The 17,581-nt window shown below is 39.0% G+C and carries 17 protein-coding genes; 9 read left to right on the top strand and 8 right to left on the bottom strand.

The window, feature by feature from the left end:
• The first annotated feature begins 46 nt into the window (after positions 1 to 46).
• Positions 47 to 823: an NAD(P)H-binding protein gene (locus tag ACINWC743_RS15190; protein ID WP_009586068.1), complete on the top strand. Its 777-nt coding sequence runs from the start codon at positions 47 to 49 to the stop codon at positions 821 to 823.
• Positions 824 to 880: 57 nt separating this feature from the next.
• Positions 881 to 1,816 (top strand): SEL1-like repeat protein, encoded by a 936-nt coding sequence (locus tag ACINWC743_RS15185; RefSeq protein ID WP_009586066.1) that lies wholly within the window; start codon positions 881 to 883, stop codon positions 1,814 to 1,816.
• Positions 1,817 to 2,081: 265 nt separating this feature from the next.
• Here the strand turns inward: ACINWC743_RS15185 and plsB are convergent, their stop codons facing one another.
• Positions 2,082 to 4,667: a glycerol-3-phosphate 1-O-acyltransferase PlsB gene (gene plsB, locus ACINWC743_RS15180; protein WP_009586070.1), complete on the bottom strand. Its 2,586-nt coding sequence runs from the start codon at positions 4,665 to 4,667 to the stop codon at positions 2,082 to 2,084.
• A gap of 290 nt (positions 4,668 to 4,957) precedes the next feature.
• On the opposite strand from plsB, the gene ACINWC743_RS15175 reads away from it, so the two are divergent.
• Together ACINWC743_RS15175 and ACINWC743_RS15170 are read left to right on the top strand one after the other, a co-directional pair.
• Positions 4,958 to 5,833 carry an acyl-CoA thioesterase gene (locus ACINWC743_RS15175; RefSeq protein WP_005034152.1) on the top strand — a complete coding sequence of 292 codons (876 nt, stop codon included), beginning with the start codon at positions 4,958 to 4,960 and terminating at the stop codon, positions 5,831 to 5,833.
• Positions 5,834 to 5,989: 156 nt separating this feature from the next.
• Positions 5,990 to 7,228: a dicarboxylate/amino acid:cation symporter gene (locus ACINWC743_RS15170; RefSeq protein ID WP_009586025.1), complete on the top strand. Its 1,239-nt coding sequence runs from the start codon at positions 5,990 to 5,992 to the stop codon at positions 7,226 to 7,228.
• Between the two features lie 113 nt (positions 7,229 to 7,341).
• Here the strand turns inward: ACINWC743_RS15170 and ACINWC743_RS15165 are convergent, their stop codons facing one another.
• The 7 genes from ACINWC743_RS15165 to ACINWC743_RS15135 all read right to left on the bottom strand — a co-directional run bounded on the left by ACINWC743_RS15165 (position 7,342) and on the right by ACINWC743_RS15135 (position 14,458).
• A complete protein-coding gene (locus ACINWC743_RS15165; RefSeq protein ID WP_004825204.1) occupies positions 7,342 to 8,289 on the bottom strand; it encodes a metal-dependent hydrolase in 948 nt (315 codons plus the stop codon).
• A 141-nt stretch (positions 8,290 to 8,430) separates the two neighbouring features.
• Positions 8,431 to 9,285 carry a ribosome biogenesis GTP-binding protein YihA/YsxC gene (gene yihA, locus ACINWC743_RS15160; protein WP_009586026.1) on the bottom strand — a complete coding sequence of 285 codons (855 nt, stop codon included), beginning with the start codon at positions 9,283 to 9,285 and terminating at the stop codon, positions 8,431 to 8,433.
• A gap of 155 nt (positions 9,286 to 9,440) precedes the next feature.
• Positions 9,441 to 9,881, bottom strand: coding sequence for an RrF2 family transcriptional regulator (locus tag ACINWC743_RS15155; protein ID WP_004825199.1), 441 nt, complete (start codon positions 9,879 to 9,881; stop codon positions 9,441 to 9,443).
• 73 nt (positions 9,882 to 9,954) lie between these two features.
• A complete protein-coding gene (locus ACINWC743_RS15150; protein WP_009586041.1) occupies positions 9,955 to 10,302 on the bottom strand; it encodes a hypothetical protein in 348 nt (115 codons plus the stop codon).
• Between the two features lie 163 nt (positions 10,303 to 10,465).
• Entirely contained in the window at positions 10,466 to 11,227 is a 762-nt protein-coding gene (locus ACINWC743_RS15145) for a globin domain-containing protein (protein ID WP_009586035.1), read from the bottom strand.
• A gap of 289 nt (positions 11,228 to 11,516) precedes the next feature.
• Positions 11,517 to 13,076, bottom strand: coding sequence for a helicase HerA-like domain-containing protein (locus ACINWC743_RS15140; protein WP_009586069.1), 1,560 nt, complete (start codon positions 13,074 to 13,076; stop codon positions 11,517 to 11,519).
• 191 nt (positions 13,077 to 13,267) lie between these two features.
• Positions 13,268 to 14,458, bottom strand: a complete 1,191-nt coding sequence (locus ACINWC743_RS15135; protein WP_009586050.1) for a PLP-dependent transferase — start codon at positions 14,456 to 14,458, stop codon at positions 13,268 to 13,270.
• Between the two features lie 180 nt (positions 14,459 to 14,638).
• Here ACINWC743_RS15135 and ACINWC743_RS15130 point away from each other — a divergent pair, with 180 nt between their 5' ends.
• The 5 genes from ACINWC743_RS15130 (at position 14,639) to rplW (ending at position 17,579) form a co-directional block, all read left to right on the top strand.
• A complete protein-coding gene (locus tag ACINWC743_RS15130; RefSeq protein WP_004825194.1) occupies positions 14,639 to 15,364 on the top strand; it encodes a type 1 glutamine amidotransferase in 726 nt (241 codons plus the stop codon).
• Positions 15,365 to 15,638: 274 nt separating this feature from the next.
• The gene (gene rpsJ, locus ACINWC743_RS15125; protein ID WP_004725677.1) at positions 15,639 to 15,950 is read left to right on the top strand and encodes a 30S ribosomal protein S10; all 312 of its coding nucleotides are present in this window, start codon (positions 15,639 to 15,641) and stop codon (positions 15,948 to 15,950) included.
• A 59-nt stretch (positions 15,951 to 16,009) separates the two neighbouring features.
• Complete coding sequence (gene rplC, locus ACINWC743_RS15120; protein ID WP_004825193.1) at positions 16,010 to 16,648, top strand: 50S ribosomal protein L3; 639 nt, start codon at positions 16,010 to 16,012, stop codon at positions 16,646 to 16,648.
• An 11-nt stretch (positions 16,649 to 16,659) separates the two neighbouring features.
• Positions 16,660 to 17,262, top strand: a complete 603-nt coding sequence (rplD, locus tag ACINWC743_RS15115) for a 50S ribosomal protein L4 (protein WP_004816870.1) — start codon at positions 16,660 to 16,662, stop codon at positions 17,260 to 17,262.
• A complete protein-coding gene (gene rplW / locus ACINWC743_RS15110; RefSeq protein WP_004825192.1) occupies positions 17,259 to 17,579 on the top strand; it encodes a 50S ribosomal protein L23 in 321 nt (106 codons plus the stop codon). The genes rplD and rplW overlap by 4 nt, the downstream gene beginning before the upstream one ends.
• Positions 17,580 to 17,581: the final 2 nt, after the last annotated feature.

Below are 17,581 nucleotides of genomic sequence, written 5' to 3'. Positions count from 1 at the left end.
GTCCCCTCAGCTTAAGTTTGATTGATTTTGAAGAATAGGTCGTGTCATGCATATTCTATTTGTAGGTTATGGTAAAACATCACAACGTGTTGCTAAACAATTATTTCAGCAAGATCACCAAATTACCACAGTTAGCCGTAGCCCGAAAGCGGATGATTTTGCTCAGCACTTGATGCAGGATATTCATGCACTCGACTTGTCACATATTCAAGCTGTGGATGCGGTCTATGTCGCACTCGCACCTTCTCGAAATACTTCGCTCAATGCCCTAGACATGTATCAGCACACCTATGTAGATTCTGTGCAACCCATCGTCAAGGCACTGAGAAATCATCCAGTGAAACGTATCATCGTGGTGTCATCTACACGGGTGTATGGAGAAAATCAGGGTGAAGTAATCACCGATGATTCTGTAATTATTCCGAGTGATGAACAAGGTCATTTACTGCTAGAAATGGAACAATTGTGGAGACAGGCTTACCCTGTTGAATGTGTGATTGTTCGACCGACAGGAATTTATGGCATGTCTACAATGAGAATGGTAAAACTTGCAGAAACGACTCGAAGTTATCCAAATATTCATTGGTCAAATCGAATCCATATTGATGATCTTGCCAATTTCTTAGCGCATTTACTTCACGTGGAACATCCTGAAAAATCATATATTTGTACAAATAATAAGCCGCAACCTTTGCATGAAAAAATTTTAAATCTTCAGCGCGAATTGAATTTATCCGAGTTGGCTTTAGAAAGTGATCGGGAGTCGGGAAAGAAAATTTTTGCGGAGAGGATTGATAAATTAGGATTTAAGTTGGAATATTAAAATTGCTTTAGTGATTTTATAAAATAATATCGTATTTTATTTAAGGTTTAATATTTAATGAAAATTAAAAAATTAATTACAGGGCTACTTTTATGTATTTTGACAGATATTGTTTATGCAGATGAATCAGATAATTTTCTTATAACAGTAATAGCATTGTCAGGAGACGCAGAAGCCCAGAATCGACTTGGTTTATTTTATCAGAATGGTATCTATGTTCCTAGAGATTCAGTTAAAGCATTTGAGTGGATTGAAAAATCTGCTCAACAAGGAGATAAAGTCGCACAATTTAACTTAGGAAATATGTATTTAAATGGATATGGCATTGAACAAAATTATTCGAAAGCATATGAAAGCTATAAAGCCGCAGCTGACCAAGATTATTTTATGGCTCAAATTGCATTAGGATTAATTTATAAAAATGGAATGGGAGTCGATAAAGACATTGATATAGCAAAAAAGTGGTTTCTATTAGCTGCTAATAAGGGATATCCTCAAGCGCAATACTCACTTGCTCTTCTCTTGTTTGATAGTGGTGAAAAATACCAAAATTATAATGAAGCTTTCGAGTGGTCAAATAAAGCAGCTAAGCAAGGTTACTCAGAAGCATACAATCTTTTAGGATTGATGTACGATAATGGAAAAGGTGTGACCCAAAACTATAAAAAAGCTTTTGAATATTATATAAAAGCTGCAAATATGGGAAGTGCTGATGCTCAAAACAATGTGGGTGATATGTATGATACCGGGCGTGGTGTAGGTCAGGATTATGTAAAAGCTAAAGAGTGGTATTTAAAAGCAATAGACCGAAATAATACTACAGCTAAATATAATTTGGCAGCTATGTATGAAAAAGGAAATGGCGTAATTCAGGATAAAACTGTAGCAATTGAATTGTATTCTGAAGTTGCTGAGCAGGGTGATGAAGATGCTCAAGCAGCATTAATAAGATTGAAATCTGAGCTTGATTTAGAAAGTTCCAAAGATAATTAAATTTCAGTCGGCTTTGGAGGGGGTAAATGAAGTAGGGATGTGGATTGTTGCAGAACGAATGTTGGCAACAGGATTTAAATTAATACATTAAGAAAGTGATAAAGCCTAAGAATAAAGATGATCAGCAGGTGATGAATATAAATGTAACCCGAACAAAGAGAGATTCTTTGATAGAAATATTCACATTTTTATAATTTCCCATTTCCTAATCGGAGAGAGGTAGCTAATCATCCCCCTCCTCCTAAAGGAAGAAGGGGGGTGACATTTATTTTTTCTTGCGCTTTAAACGCTTCTTGGCTTGTTGTGCAGCTAAAGCATCTAACGCCTCTTTTAGCTCCTCATCGGTAAACGAGGTAATGTGGTGAAGCATTTGTAAGGTCACATCATCCAGTACCAAATTGGCATATTGCGCAACATTTCTGAACTGCTCATCAAAAACGATTGCATGATCTTCGTTGGTTTTAATATAACCTTGTTCAATTAACACTTTCATAAAACTTTGGAATAAAGCTTTATCAAAGAACTCAGGTGAATTGAACTCATACAACACGGATAAACGTTGTCCAACCAAATGACTTAATTCTTCAACTTGGCGAATTGAGATATTTCCAGAGCCACGCTGAGTAATAAGCGCAAGCGTCATGTAATAACGTTCAAGACTTTGACGAACAGGTGCAGCTAAAACAGCAAGTTGATTATGGTCTTCAGAGTTTGGTGCAGGGCTAAAGATAAAGCCTTCATCATCGACAAAAATTAAATTTGCTTGTGCCAAAGCATCGACATATTCAGTCACTTGAGCTTTGATTTCATGATCTTTCCATTTTAAAAACAATTCAGCTTTTAAGAATGGGTATAGTGTGCGAATCACATTGAGCAGATCAGTCTGGCTGATTTTACCATTATGCTCGACCAAAGCAGCAATCAATGATGGAAGTACAAAGGCGTGTAAAATATTATTGCGGAAGTAGGTCAGTAAAATAGCTTGATTATCTTCAATCGCAATAATATCACCCAGTACATGCTGAACCCGTTTAATCAATTTCAGTTTCATGCCATAAGCAATGATTTCTTTACCTGAAAGTGGTGTCACCTGAGTGCGTTGATCATAAGGAATTGCCGTCAATAACTTACGATAAGTATCCAGTTGTTTGATGCAGATTTCTTCATCCAAAGTGTGTTTTGGTGTCGCCAATAAAATAAGTGATAACAGCGAAACAGGATTGATCACTACAGCGCGGTTAATATTTTCTAAAATGGCATTGGCAGAACTGTTGACTGCATTGGATACTTCTTGAGGGATCGGCGCATCATTGTGTTCAATGCGGATTTGATCTGCACCATGCTGTTTCAATAAGTCGTCTAAAAACACAGGTTCGCCGAAGTTAACATGTACTTTACCAAAAATACGCTCAATTTTTTTCAGGGTTTGTACAATCCCCCAAATGGATTCAGCCTCTTTGGGTTTACCATTCATTTCGCCCACATAGGTTGCGCCTTCCATCAAGCGTTCATATCCCACATAGGTTGGAATGAAAACAATCGGTTTGGCACGACCACGTAAGTGACCATGTACCGTCATTGCCAACATCCCTGTTTTAGGAGGTAATAAGCGTCCTGTGCGAGAGCGCCCACCTTCAATAAAGTATTCAAGTGGAGTATTACGAGAAAGAATGCTGAATAAATATTCTTTAAACACTGATGTATATAAAGCATTACCACGGAAAGAGCGACGAATAAAGAATGCACCACCACCACGAAGCAATTGCCCCACAAATGGCATATTCAGGTTATCACCAGCGGCAATATACGGCACCATCAAACCACGTTTATAAATCACATAAGACAACAGCAAGTAGTCAATATGACTGCGATGACATGGGGTATAAATCACTTCATAGTCTTTGACCAATTCACGTACTGTATTGAAGTTATGTACTTCAACACCATCGTAAAGTTGCGTCCATAGACGGGTTAATGCCATATCGGCAAAGCGTACAGCCGAAGCGGAATAATCCGATGCAATTTCGTTGACAAAACCGATGGCACGACGTTCAGCATCAATCATACTGATTTTAGAGCGAACACTTTCTTTGCGAATCGCATCTTGGACATCTGGTGCTTTGATCAAAGATTGCATCACATTACGGCGATCAGATAAATCTGGTCCAAGGATAACTTCTCGCTGGCGATCTAGAAAGTCATTGAGTTGATTGACAATATAGGTTGCTGGAGAAATGTTGGGATGATGGATTTTTGCATGTTCAACTAAGCCACGCAGTGATTGTGCTTCATGAAATTCTAAGAAGGACTGACGACCATGTAAGCCGATATTCATCAATTGTTTGACTTTACTTGGTGTCGCCCAAGTGTCGGTAAACAAAAGTTTAAACCAAGAATCTTCTTTATCAGGTGAACGTCCCCATAATACTGTCACAGGAATCAGCTCAATGTCTAAGTTCGAATCTTGATCCAGAGACTCAATCAATCTGAGTAAACGTGGCGGAAATGCATGCTCAGGAGGGTTAAAATAATTATTTTCATCCTGATGCTGTAAAAACAGAATCGCCGCTTTTTCACGGTTCGCACCAATCACTAGTGGATCAAGGGCTGGCGCAAGTTGTAAACGACGTGTTTCACCATCAACGACCAAAGCATTACTTCTAGAGTAATTCTGTAATACATAACACACTACTTTCTGAGGTGTTGATGTATTATTTTCAGGGCGATCTGTTGACTGGTCTAGCGTTGGAGTTTCTGTAGGAACCTCTCCAAGAACATGTGGGGTTACCACAAGGTCAAGTATTTTACTCGAAAGTCGACGATACATTTGACCAAAGCCACTCTTGGACATAAATACTCCTAGCCAATGGTGAATCACGCAATACAGCGTATAAAAATAAAAGTTTCTGTAATTGAAGCACAGAACAGGATGTCATTTTCTGACAAATTCACTATTTCTTGTCAGATTTTATCGTTAAAAATCGTATTTTAAACAATCCAGCTAGACAAGAGAAGTGACAGCATAGTTTATGAAAGTTTAGTTTATCACTCTGGATTTATGGCAAAATAGAGTTAAATCTCTAAAATATGAATACTTTATTCTATCCATTTGAATAAAGTCAGTATATAGATAGGTCACTTATGAATGCTTTAACCCAAGAGCTTGTAGAGCTTTTAACGCTAGAAAAACTTGAAGAACATATTTTCCGTGGTCAAAGCCGAAACTTAGTGGGTAAACGTGTTTTTGGTGGACAGGTTTTAGGGCAAGCGTTACGAGCAGCATCCTATACTGCGGACCGTCCTGTACATTCATTGCATGCCTACTTCTTATATGGTGGGGATATTAATGCCCCGATTATTTATGAAGTGGATCGTTTGCGTGATGGTAAAAGCTTTTTAAGTCGTCAAGTGCGTGCCATTCAACATGGGCGTACTATTTTTTCAGCAATGGTTTCATTTGCAACACCTGAAGAGGGGCTGAATTATCAAATTGCTGAACCTGAATATCCAGATCCAGAATCATTAAAATCTGAACAGGAATTAAAAGAAAACTTAATCAGTTTTATTCCTGAAAACATTCGTGCTGCATTTATGCGTCCACGTCAGGTAGAAATTCGTCCGATTAATGTGACCAATCCTTTTCAACCGCAACCTGAAGCGCCATCCTATGCGCATTATTTGCGTACACATGAGCCATTAGCTGCGGAATTGGTAGATGATATTTCATTAAATCAGGCGATTGTTGCCTTCTATTCAGATTATACCTTGATGATGACTGCATTGCGTCCACACGGTTTAAATTATCTCTCGCCAAGTTTGCAGTGTGCGAGTATTGATCATGCGATCTACTTTCATAAGCCTGTCAAAGCAGATGATTGGATGCTGTATGACATGGATGCAACGGTCAGTGCAAATTCACGCGGTCTAAACTTTGGACGGATGTGGCAAAATGGTGAATTGGTGTGTAGTACTGTTCAGGAAGGTCTGATGCGTGTACGTGAAATCGAAACACAATAAACCAATAAACCATTCAGGATTAAACCATAAACAATTAAGCCATCATCATTGATGGCTTTTCTATTTTTTAGCAGAGCTTGTGACAAAAAAATGCTCGATTCTAAATAACTTCAATGGCATAGTTTAAAATGTGAAAATATATAACAGTCAATGACGATGAGCTTAAATACCCAAATTTTAATTGCCGCCATTCTTGGTGTGGCATTTGGATTTCTGTTAAACCAATTCCCTGATACTCAGTTTTTAGACAGTAGCATTTATGCTTTAAGTATCGCCAGTAGTATTTTTATTGGCTTACTCAAAATGCTGTTGGTACCGCTAATTTTCAGTTCAATTTTAGTTGGGGTTTCTAATTTAGAAGCAGGTAGCCAGTTAAGCCGTGTCTGGAAAATTACCTTAGCTTGCTGTGTAACCACCACCACCTTAGCCTTGATTCTTGGCTTGGCCTCCACTCACTTTTTCCATGTCGGGCAGGGTGTGGATATTGACTTGTTTAAAGATGCTATGAGTCAGCATAAAAGCCCTGATTCATTAACACCCAGTTCATTTCTGACCAATTTTATTCAAAACACTTTAATTAATCCTTTTAAGGCTTTTAGCGATGGCAATGTTTTGGCGGTTGTGCTGTTTGCATTGTTATTGGGTTTAGCATTGGTGCAGGGCGGAGAACGTTTTAATTCAATCAAACAACTGGCACGTCAATTTTTTGACATTATGATGATGTTGGTTGGTTGGGTAATGAAAGTTGCGCCAATTGGTATTTTTGCCTTAATGGCAAAGCTGATTGCAACAGAAGACATCTCTATTTTGAGCCGTCTTGCTGAGTTTGCGATTGTGGTTACTGGGACAACCATATTTCATGGCGTGGTGGTTCTACCGCTGTTGTTATGGATTTTTGGGAAAATGGATCCCATCACTTTTTTCAAAGGAACGCGTGCGGCATTAATCACGGCTTTTGCGACCAGTTCAAGTTCAGCAACAATGCCTTTAAGTCTGAAATGTACCCAAGAGAATTTAGGGGTACGTCCACAAATTGCAGGTTTTGTCGTTCCATTCGGTTCGCAGTTAAACATGGATGGGACCGCACTTTATGAAGCTGCTGCTGCACTGTTTATTGCGAACCTCATGGGGTTGGAGTTATCGATTACCCAACAAATTATTGTGTGTTTGACAGCGATGATTGCATCATTAGGTGCGCCAGGAATCCCAAGCGCAGGTATGGTCACCATGATTATGGTCTTACAGTCTGTGGGCTTGCCTGCTGAGGCGATTGCGATTTTATTACCAATTGATCGAATTCTCGATACGGTGCGTACTGTAGTGAATGTGCAAGGGGATATGATGATCAGTGTTGTGGTTGATCGACATACTCGAGATATGGAAAGTTCATCTTAGTGTACAGAGTGTAGACAGAAGCGTTATGCACTTATTTTAAAGTGTTAAGTATAAAAAGCAGGACTTTAAATCCTGCTTTTTTGATTCCAGTACTATTTAGGCTTGAGCAGTCCCTATGCTGCAACTCTAGGCAAAGCGCGTTTTGCAGCAGGCGATTGATCTAAATACGCAATTGCATCTTCAGTTTTAGCTTCATGTACAGGGTCGTACCATGGCATTAAGTAGCCCAACTGCTGTGAAACCAACCAAAGAGGGTGTGGCATTAAACGATTGTCAGATTGTGCAATACTTGCCCATTCACGCCAAATCCAAGGTTTATAGAATGCTGGCTTTTTGTCTGCAAAACGTGGGTCTTGTCCCATGATGTGTGCAGCACCATCTACCCATAAACCTAATACGGCAGCAATCACGATCACACTTTGATAATAACGTGAAATATAACCACCACCTAAGTGACGATATAGATCAAATGCAACTGTGCGATGTTCAATCTCTTCTGCACCATGCCATTTGACCAAATCGAGCATGTTTGGATCTGCGCCTAATTCAGCCCACTTTTTATTATAAAGTGCATATTTACCCAATACACAGGTCATATGTTCAACAGTTGCCACAATACCTAAACGGAACAAATCCCATTGATGATCAAGAACTTTAGGAACTTTGAAACCAAGAGGTTGATCTGCCAGTAACTTTCCAAACAAGAAATCCATAATTTCAAGATTTCTTTGAATATCAATATGGCGAACGGTTAAGTATTCTTTATTTGCTGACACATGTGCTTGTGCATGCATGGCTTCTTGGCGGATAAAAGCACGAACATCTTCTGCAAGTTTTTCATCTGTGACTTTGGGTAAAACGCGGTTGTATAAACGGCAAAACCAAAACTCACCCGCAGGAAGAATATTGTTGATCTCGTTGATAAAGTAGCTGACAAAAGGCTGATTTGGAATCCAATCGACTGGTGTGTCTTGCCATTCAAACTTCACTTTACGTGGTTTGATGTGGTACTGAATAGACGATCCAATCCGACTGTTTTTAAATTTAGCGAGTAACTTCATCACAGTGTCCTAATTTTTCTTTGGTGATTTCACACTTTATTTATTCAAGTATAAAAAAATGTCCTAAATAGTTATTAGCAATTTAGGACATTGAAGTATCAATATGTGATGAATTTTGTCAGACAAGACGATTTTTAGTTGTTACTCTGGTTTTTCATTTATATTTCCATCAATATTTTCAACATCAAGGTCTGCTTCAGCATCTTGATCGATAAACTCATCTTCGATGTCGTCAGCACTGAGTTCTGGAATCGCATCGAGATCAAAGCCTAAAGTTTTATCTAAGGTGTAATTTAGACGACCTGCCATCACAGAAGCGAGTTCTTCTAAACCTTGTTTATTCAGTGATGAGAACAGTTGAATCGAAAAGTTCAGCTTCATCTTTTTCAGTTGTTGCTGTACTTCTAACAAGGCTTTATTGGCAGGACCACGATTGAGCTTATCTGCTTTAGTGAGTAGAACGTGTACAAACAAATGACGAGAATATGCCCATTCCAACATCATGACATCAAAATGTTGCAGAGGATGGCGAATATCCATCAATAAAACTAAGCCTTGTAAACTTTTCCGATGAATCAAATAATTTTGAAGTTCTTTTTGCCAAACGATTTTCATTGCTTCAGGGACAGCGGCATAACCATAACCCGGTAAGTCGACTAAACGTTGGTCTGGATTTCCCAAGCTAAAGAAGTTAATCATTTGGGTGCGACCAGGTTTCTTAGATGCGCGTGCCAATTGTTTTTGATTGGTGAGTGCATTGATAGCGCTGGATTTCCCTGCATTTGAGCGACCCGCAAAGGCGATTTCATAACCTGTATCTTCTACACAAAGATTTAGTTTTGGCGCACTCATCAAGAATTCAGCTTTACGTAACCAGTTTAAAGATGAGGTTGAGTATTCCGAAATCGCAGGATCAGCCTTTTTTTCATAACTGATTTTCTGTTTAGGGGCATGTGATGCCTTACTATTTTTAGACTTTCCACTGCTGCGATGCATACTTCAACTTCAATAAATGGATAAACAAGGGACATTATAAAGGAAGTCGAAGATTCAAGCGAATTTTGACACAGATAATTCAAACGGGATTGAGGCGCTTATTTAAATGAAGACATTAAAATAATTTTAAAACAGTTCAATTGAGATCCAAATGCTTAAACATTCAAGTTTGGAATAGGAGAGTTAACAATGGTAGTTTGTGGTGGGGCATTTAAAACATCGGCAACCGTATATTGGTCTAAACTCTGATAAAACTGTTCAACGGCCTGATCTAGAATACCTTTTAAACCGCAACGAGGGCGAAGGACGCATGGTGGGGTATTGCATTCTACGATTTGTGCATCACCTTGCAGGATGCGCACGATATGCCCTAATCGAAACTCAAGAATTACAGGGTTTAAGCGTAAACCTCCACCTTTACCACGCGTGGTAATTAACCAGTCCTGTTTTCCCATAAAATGCACAATTTTAACCAAATGATTCTGTGAAACATTCAAGTCTTGTGCAATTTCGGCAATCGTATAAGGTGTATCTCTTGGAAGAGAGATGTACATCAAAATACGTAAGGCATAGTCGGTAAATTTATTAAGTTGCATAGATTTAAATTAATTGGACATGAACAGATTGCATGTTTATCTTAGCGTGAATAGACAATGAAAGATATGTTGTCTACAAATTGGCATATTCGAGGATCTCTTGTCCCATGAGTATGCAATCACTTTGGCTATAATACTCAAAGCGCATACGATACTGACCTTTATATATGTAGCCCCAGACTTCTAATACATCGAATCTTTGCTTTTTATTACGTGGGTTGACGATAGATGGAAGCGCTTTGACCTCTGGTTGAATTTCAATACGATCATCTGGACCAAAATGAAACTCTAAAAGTTTGGCGGCTTGTTTGATTGCTTGATCTTTACATTGCGTAGAAGATTTTATTTCAGTTGCATGGCTAGCCACTGAAAAAGATAACAAACTAATGCTTAGACTGAGAATCAATATGATACGTTGCATGATCTGAACTCTGCTTCATCAATATAAGTATCAGTGTATAAATATTGATTTAAAAGTTAAAGCGCAAAAAGATCAACGATAGTGTAGAGATTTTGAGCTATTCAAAGCATCGTAATGTATGGATTAATCAGGCACCATACATTACGGAGAATATCATTGAGTATTATTTTACCTGTGGTGCAGTCAATTTGACTTGATCACCCACTTGATAGTGATTCAATAATATATTGGATACCGAATATTCAGTGTGATTTTCTTCAGGCTTTACAGCAAATTGATAAGTGTTTTCAGTCGCCTGAAGGACAGTGTATTGATGTGGTTGCTCAATATCTTTTTGCGGTACTTTTACTTTTACTGAAATGAATTCGCCTCCATGAATCTGGGCAACTGTCTGTTGATCTACTGCTTCTACTGTAAAGGTTTTACCGTTTTCAGATACTTCAATTGAGATAATTTTAAATGCTCTCCAACCTGCCCAACCGCCATTTTGAGCAACTAGGTTTTCATATTTTTGCTTTTCAACACCAATCAAAATATCTGCCAATTGTAGATAAGCCACTTTCCATGCAGCAATCAATTCAGAGTCCATCGGCACATCTAAAACTTCACTAATAGAATGCAGTAGATTTTCACCGACAATTGAATACTGGTCGGGTTGAATATCTAAGCTAACATGCTTGGTCGCAATATGCTGAACTGCTTTTGCTAAAACAGCAGGATTTTCAATATTCTCAGCATAAGCCAAAACTGCTGCTGCAAGTGCACGAGGTTGGCGACCTGAGTTTTGACTATCTAAGTTGAAAATATTGTTCAGCTCAGGATTATTACCCAACATTCTTTTATAAAAATAGCTGGTTAATGCAACACCATTTTCACGAAGTACAGGGACTGTAGATTTTACAAGTTCAATATGCTGTGGAGTCATTGGCTAGACCTTTTTTATCTGGCTTAATAAGATGTATTTAAAATACATCTTATTAAAAATATTTGCAATACATCTATTTGAAAAGACATAAAATAATTATGGTTTATTTTAAGATTAAGCCTTATTGCTTGAAATAACTTAATTTATTTTTAGATTTTCATGAAAGTTCTTATATAAGTTCGGAGCAAATGATAAGGAAAAAGCAAATATCAAAATAAGTAATATATGTGGTTAAAGCATGGGAAATAAAAAGGAGCGTTAACGCTCCTTATAGATGTGTTTAAAAGAATTAACGCCCACCAAATAACGAACCTAATAAGCCACGTACCAGTTTTTGTCCTGTTGGACCGCCAAGTGTTCTGGCTGCACTCTTGGCAAATGTACCAATGACATCCTGCGTCAGTTTGGCACGAGCAGCGGCGGCTTTGGCTTCTTCTTTTTGTAAACGTTCTTGCTCTTTGGCTTGTTGTTTGTCTAGGACTTGTTGCTGTTTTGCGAGTTCTTCCAATTGTTTGGCTTGTTGTGCGGCAGCTTCAAAGGCAACTTGTTGCTGTGTGTTGTCGGTCACTTTACGTTGAAGCATTTCATAGGCACTGTCACGATCCACTTCATTGTCATAAACACCCGCCACAATACTTTGTGCCATCAGAGCTTTACGTTCTTCAGGTGTGATTGGGCTAAAAGAGGAGTAGGGTGGCATAACCATACCACGCTCTACAATTTGGGGGGTGCCTTGCTCATCCAGAAAACTAATCAATGCCTCACCAACTGCTAATTCTGTAATGGCTTGATCAACTTTGAATTCAGGATTGGTACGGAAAGTATCTGCAGCTGTTTTTACTGCTTTTTGATCCTTGGGGGTGAATGCACGTAATGCATGTTGTACCCGATTTCCTAATTGCCCTAATACATTTTCAGGAATATCTAGTGGGCTTTGAGTGATGAAATAAATACCCACGCCTTTTGAACGAATCAGACGAACCACTTGTTGGATTTTTTCTTGCAATGTTGGACTGGCATTATTGAATAATAAATGAGCTTCATCGAAAAAGAATACCAATTTAGGTTTGTCTAAATCACCGACTTCAGGCAATTTCTCAAATAACTCTGAAAGCATCCACAGCAAAAAGGTTGCATAAAGCTTTGGCGTATTCATCAACTTATCCGCAGCCAATAGGTTGATGTAGCCATGCCCATTTGAATCAGTTTGAATAAAGTCCATAATGTCTAGGCTTGGTTCACCAAAAAAACGCTGTCCGCCTTGATCTCCTAAAGCCAATAAATTACGTTGGATTGCACCTAAGCTGGCTGGAGAGAGATTGCCATATTCAGCTTTTAAGTCAGCAGCATTTTCGCTGACATAAGTCAACATGGCTTTTAAATCTTTAAAATCAATCAATAATAAACCTTGATCGTCTGCAACACGGAACACAGCTGAAAGCACACCTTCTTGGGTATCATTTAAATTCAACATTTGTGCCAACAATAAGGGACCAATTTCTGAAATGGTGGTGCGAATTGGGTGCCCTTGCTCACCAAATAAGTCCCAAAAAATGGTTGGTGATGCGGCAAAAGGAATACTGTCTATACCTAAGCTTTTAATGCGTTCATCGAATTTAGGGTTGCTTGAGCCAGCTTTGGCAATACTTGATACATCACCTTTGGCATCAGCAAGAAATACTGGAACACCAATTCTGGAAAAACTTTCAGCGAGCACTTTTAGGGTTACGGTTTTACCAGTACCTGTCGCACCTGCAATGAGTCCGTGACGATTGGCAAATTGTGAGTGTAGAACAATATCTTGAGTGGAATCTGAGGTCTTTTTTGCAATGACGATTGGTGTGCCCATTGTTATTCCTATAGCTTTGATCTAAGTTCGAATCTTATTCATTTGACTCGGTATTTATATGCTTATTGTTATACAAAATTGCATAAAATGATGATGTTGTAAATCTGTGTTCAATGATAAAAAGTTTTCACGTATCAAAAGCGATACGTGAAGTTATTAAAGCGCTATATTAAAAAAATATCAGATATAAATTAAATTGAAATCGCTTGAAGAGCTGTTTGAATATCATAGATTAAATCTTCTGGATCCTCTAATCCAATACAAAAACGCACCAAGATTCCTTGTTGTAAATGTGGACGTGCTAGCTGACGCATCTGGTCAAGTTGATACAACATCACAAGGCTTACTGGACAGCCCCAGCTAAATCCGAGCTTAAATAGTTGAAGCTGATCGCAAAATTTACGAACTGCCGTGAGATCGAATTCGGATTTGAAGATCACGCTGACGAGTCCTGCACTTTGCTGAGTTTCACAAGTTTCTTTCCAATAAGCATGACTCACATTGTCTGGGTCCGCTGGATGTAAAACCTGTGCAAAGACCGCTTGTTGTTTTAACCAGTTTAAGAGTTTTAAGGTACTTTGAGATTGATGCTGATAACGCAATTGCATTGACGCTAGACTACGTTGTACTTGGGCAGCATCATCACCTGATATGGAGATTCCTTGTATTGCATGCATACGATACAACTGATGATGTAAAGCCCGATCTTGTGTAACCACAGAACCCATCAAAATATCGCCCCCACCACTAGGGTATTTGGTGAGTGCATGTATGCTGATATCAACGGCTAAATGTTCTTGGCTAAAATCAAAAGCATTAAATGCCAGTCCTGCGCCCCAAGTATTATCCAAAGCGACCAGTATATTTTTGGCTTTTGCTTTTTTCACTAAATTAATCAAATCTGGGAATTCAAGCGTGACTGAACCTGCGGCTTCGAGCCAGATTAATTTTGCTTGTTCAGACGGTTGAAATGAGTCAGCACAAATAGGGTCATAAACTTTGACGATGATCCCATAGCATTGTTCAAGATTGCGCAAATGTTCCATATTTGGACCATAGATATTGTCTGCAACCCAAACTTCATCACCATGGCTTAAAAAACATGAGTTCACAAGGTTGATGGCTGATAACCCACTTGGAGTAAGCAAGCAATATTGACCACCTTCTATTTTTGCAATGTTGTCACCCAGCGTGAAAGTTGTTGGAGTGCCGTGGGTACCATAACTATAGTCATAATCATCAGTCCAATGGCGATTAAATAGTGCATCGGTATTTTCGAATATGATTGTCGATGCACGAAATAAGGGAGGTTGAACTGTATGGATGTACTGTGGCGCTTGTCTTGGAGAATGAATTAAAGCTGTTTGTGGTTTTAGTTTCACAAGAATACTCAAATTTTGTAAATATCAGGACTAAAATAAGGAAAACATAATCACTCGGTGACGAAAAGCAATAATTTGTGAAAAATAATAAATAAAACTGATATTGGCTTCATTTTTGCATTTGTTGAACTGTGTTTTTTGATTTGTAGCGTAGTCGATACAACAAGAATAGGTGATAACATGAAAAAACTTAAAGTGCATTATTTTCAACATATTGCAGGTGAAGGCTTTGGTAGTTGCTATGAATATTTAAAGGCAATGGGTGCCGAAATTACTGCAACAGAGTTTTTTGCTTTACCGACAGATTCAGCATTAGATATAGATGCATTACCTCATGTCAATGATGTGGATTTGCTCATTATTATGGGTGGGGAAATGAGTGTAAATGATGAAGCAAACTTTCCTTGGTTAAAAGTGGAAAAACGCTGGATTAGACGTTATTTGGCATCTGAGAAACCGGCAATTGGCTTGTGCTTGGGTGGGCAGTTAATTGCTAATGCACTTGGTGCAAATGTGCGCCGTAATAATGTGCAAGAGTTAGGCTGGACTTTTGTCAACAAAAGTGATCATGTGCCAGCAGAATACTTTCAACTTCCTGAGCAAATCAGTGTCATGCAGTGGCATAGTGAGACTTTTGATATTCCTAAAGGTGCGATTCGTTTGGCAGAAAATCAAGCATGTCCAAATCAACTCTATCAAATTGGTAAAAATGTTTTGGGTTTCCAGTTTCATCCAGAAATTACACCGCATAGCTTAAACATATTTATCGAGCATGAAGAGGAAGGCATGGTATTTAGCGATATACATAATCAGTCACTCTCCAATTTGAAAAAAACGCCAAACGCAGATTATGTCATTGGAAACCAGTTGCTGAATCATGCAATTGACTATGTTTTAAGGGTTTAAACCTTTGTTTAAATCTTAAACATTTTATTTCTTTACCAATATTGGAATACTGCGAAAAAAATCTAAATTTATTTGCTTAAGCGTTAAACAATCGTTATAATGGGCGACCCTTCGATATGAAGGGATGAATGGCGAAGAAAGTCATTCAGATCGTTACAGTCGTGGCATCGATCACGACCTTAGTGATTTTCACTGCCTTTGACACTTGCCTTATTTAGTGGGGTGAGATGCGTCAAGGGTGATTCTTTATATATTTGGCTTGGAGTTAACTGGTATGTCTAACCAGAGAATTCGTATCCGTCTTAAGTCTTTTGATCATCGTTTAATTGATCAATCTTCTCAAGAGATCGTAGAAACAGCAAAACGTACTGGCGCACAAGTTTGTGGTCCAATTCCGATGCCTACTCGCATCGAACGTTTTAACGTTTTGACATCACCACACGTGAACAAAGATGCGCGTGACCAATATGAAATCCGCACATATAAACGTTTGATCGACATCGTTCAACCTACAGACAAAACTGTAGATGCATTGATGAAGTTGGATCTTGCAGCTGGTGTTGATGTTCAGATCGCATTGGGTTAAGGCTTTCGGTTAATTAACGCTCTAAGTTAATTAAGCCGCTTTTTTAGAGGTTTATGCACATGGCTATTGGTTTAGTCGGTCGCAAGTGCGGTATGACACGTATCTTTACAGATGCTGGTGTTTCTGTGCCTGTAACAGTGATTGAGGTTGATCCTAACCGTATCACTCAAATCAAAACGCTTGAAACTGATGGTTATCAAGCGATTCAAATCACTACTGGTGAACGTCGCGAATCTCGCGTAACTAACGCTCAAAAAGGTCACTTTGCGAAAGCTGGTGTTGCTGCTGGTCGTTTGGTTAAAGAATTCCGCGTTGCAGAAGCTGATCTTGAAGGTCGTGAAGTTGGTGGAACTATCGGTGTTGATTTGTTCACAGTAGGTCAAGTTGTTGATGTTACTGGTCAATCAAAAGGTAAAGGTTTTCAAGGTGGTGTTAAGCGTTGGAACTTCCGTACGCAAGATGCTACACATGGTAACTCTGTATCTCACCGTGTAATCGGTTCTACAGGTCAAAACCAGACTCCTGGTCGCGTGTTCAAAGGTAAAAAAATGCCTGGTCACTTAGGTGATGATCGCGTAACTGTACAAGGTCTTGAGATTGTATCTATTGACGCAGAACGTTCAGTTCTTGTTGTTAAAGGTGCGATTCCTGGTGCTACTGGTGGCGACGTTATCGTTCGTCCTACGATCAAGGCCTGAGGGGAAATAACGTGAATTTAAAAACTGTTTCCGGCTCTGCTGTTGAATTGTCTGAAGTTGCTTTCGGACGTGAATTTAATGAAGCTCTTGTACACCAAGTTGTTACAGCTTATTTAGCTGGTGGTCGTCAAGGTTCTAAAGCTCAGAAGTCACGTGCAGACGTTTCTGGCGGTGGTAAAAAACCATTCCGTCAAAAAGGTACTGGCCGCGCTCGTGCTGGTTCTATTCGTAGCCCAATCTGGGTTGGTGGTGGTAAAACTTTTGCTGCTCGTCCACAAGATTGGTCTCAAAAAGTTAACCGTAAAATGTACCGCGGTGCAATGCAATGTATCTTAGCTGAACTTGTTCGCCAAGATCGTCTTGTATTGGTTGAAGAGTTTGCAGTTGAAGCTCCAAAAACTAAAGAATTGCTTGCAAAACTAAACGGCTTGAACGCTACTCGCGCATTAATCGTTACTGAAGCTGTAGATGAAAATCTATACTTAGCTGCACGTAACCTTCCACACGTTGATGTGGTTGATGCTGCTGGGATCGATCCTGTTGGTTTGATTGCGTTCGATAAAGTTGTTATGTCTGTTGCTGCTGCTAAGAAAATTGAGGTAGAACTCGGATGAACAACGAACGTATCTATCAAGTCCTAAAAGGACCTGTATTCTCAGAAAAAGCACAAGTTTTAGGTGAAACTGCTGGTGTTCAAGTATTTAAAGTTGCACTTGATGCAAACAAGCTTGAAATCAAAAAAGCAGTAGAACAATTATTTGGTGTGGAAGTTGTTAAAGTTAACACGACTATCACTAAAGGTAAGACTAAGCGCTTTGGTCGTACATTAGGACGTCGTTCTGATGTTAAGAAAGCATACGTCACCCTGAAAGCTGGCCAAGATGTTGAAATGGCTGACTTGGGCGATACCGCTGAAAGCGCAGCGGAATAAGG

Source organism: Acinetobacter sp. WC-743 (genome assembly GCF_000335555.1).
Classification (GTDB): Bacteria; Pseudomonadota; Gammaproteobacteria; order Pseudomonadales; family Moraxellaceae; genus Acinetobacter; species Acinetobacter bereziniae.
The sequence above is the reverse complement of the archived record's forward strand: the minus strand, read 5'-3'. Positions and strand labels throughout refer to the sequence as shown.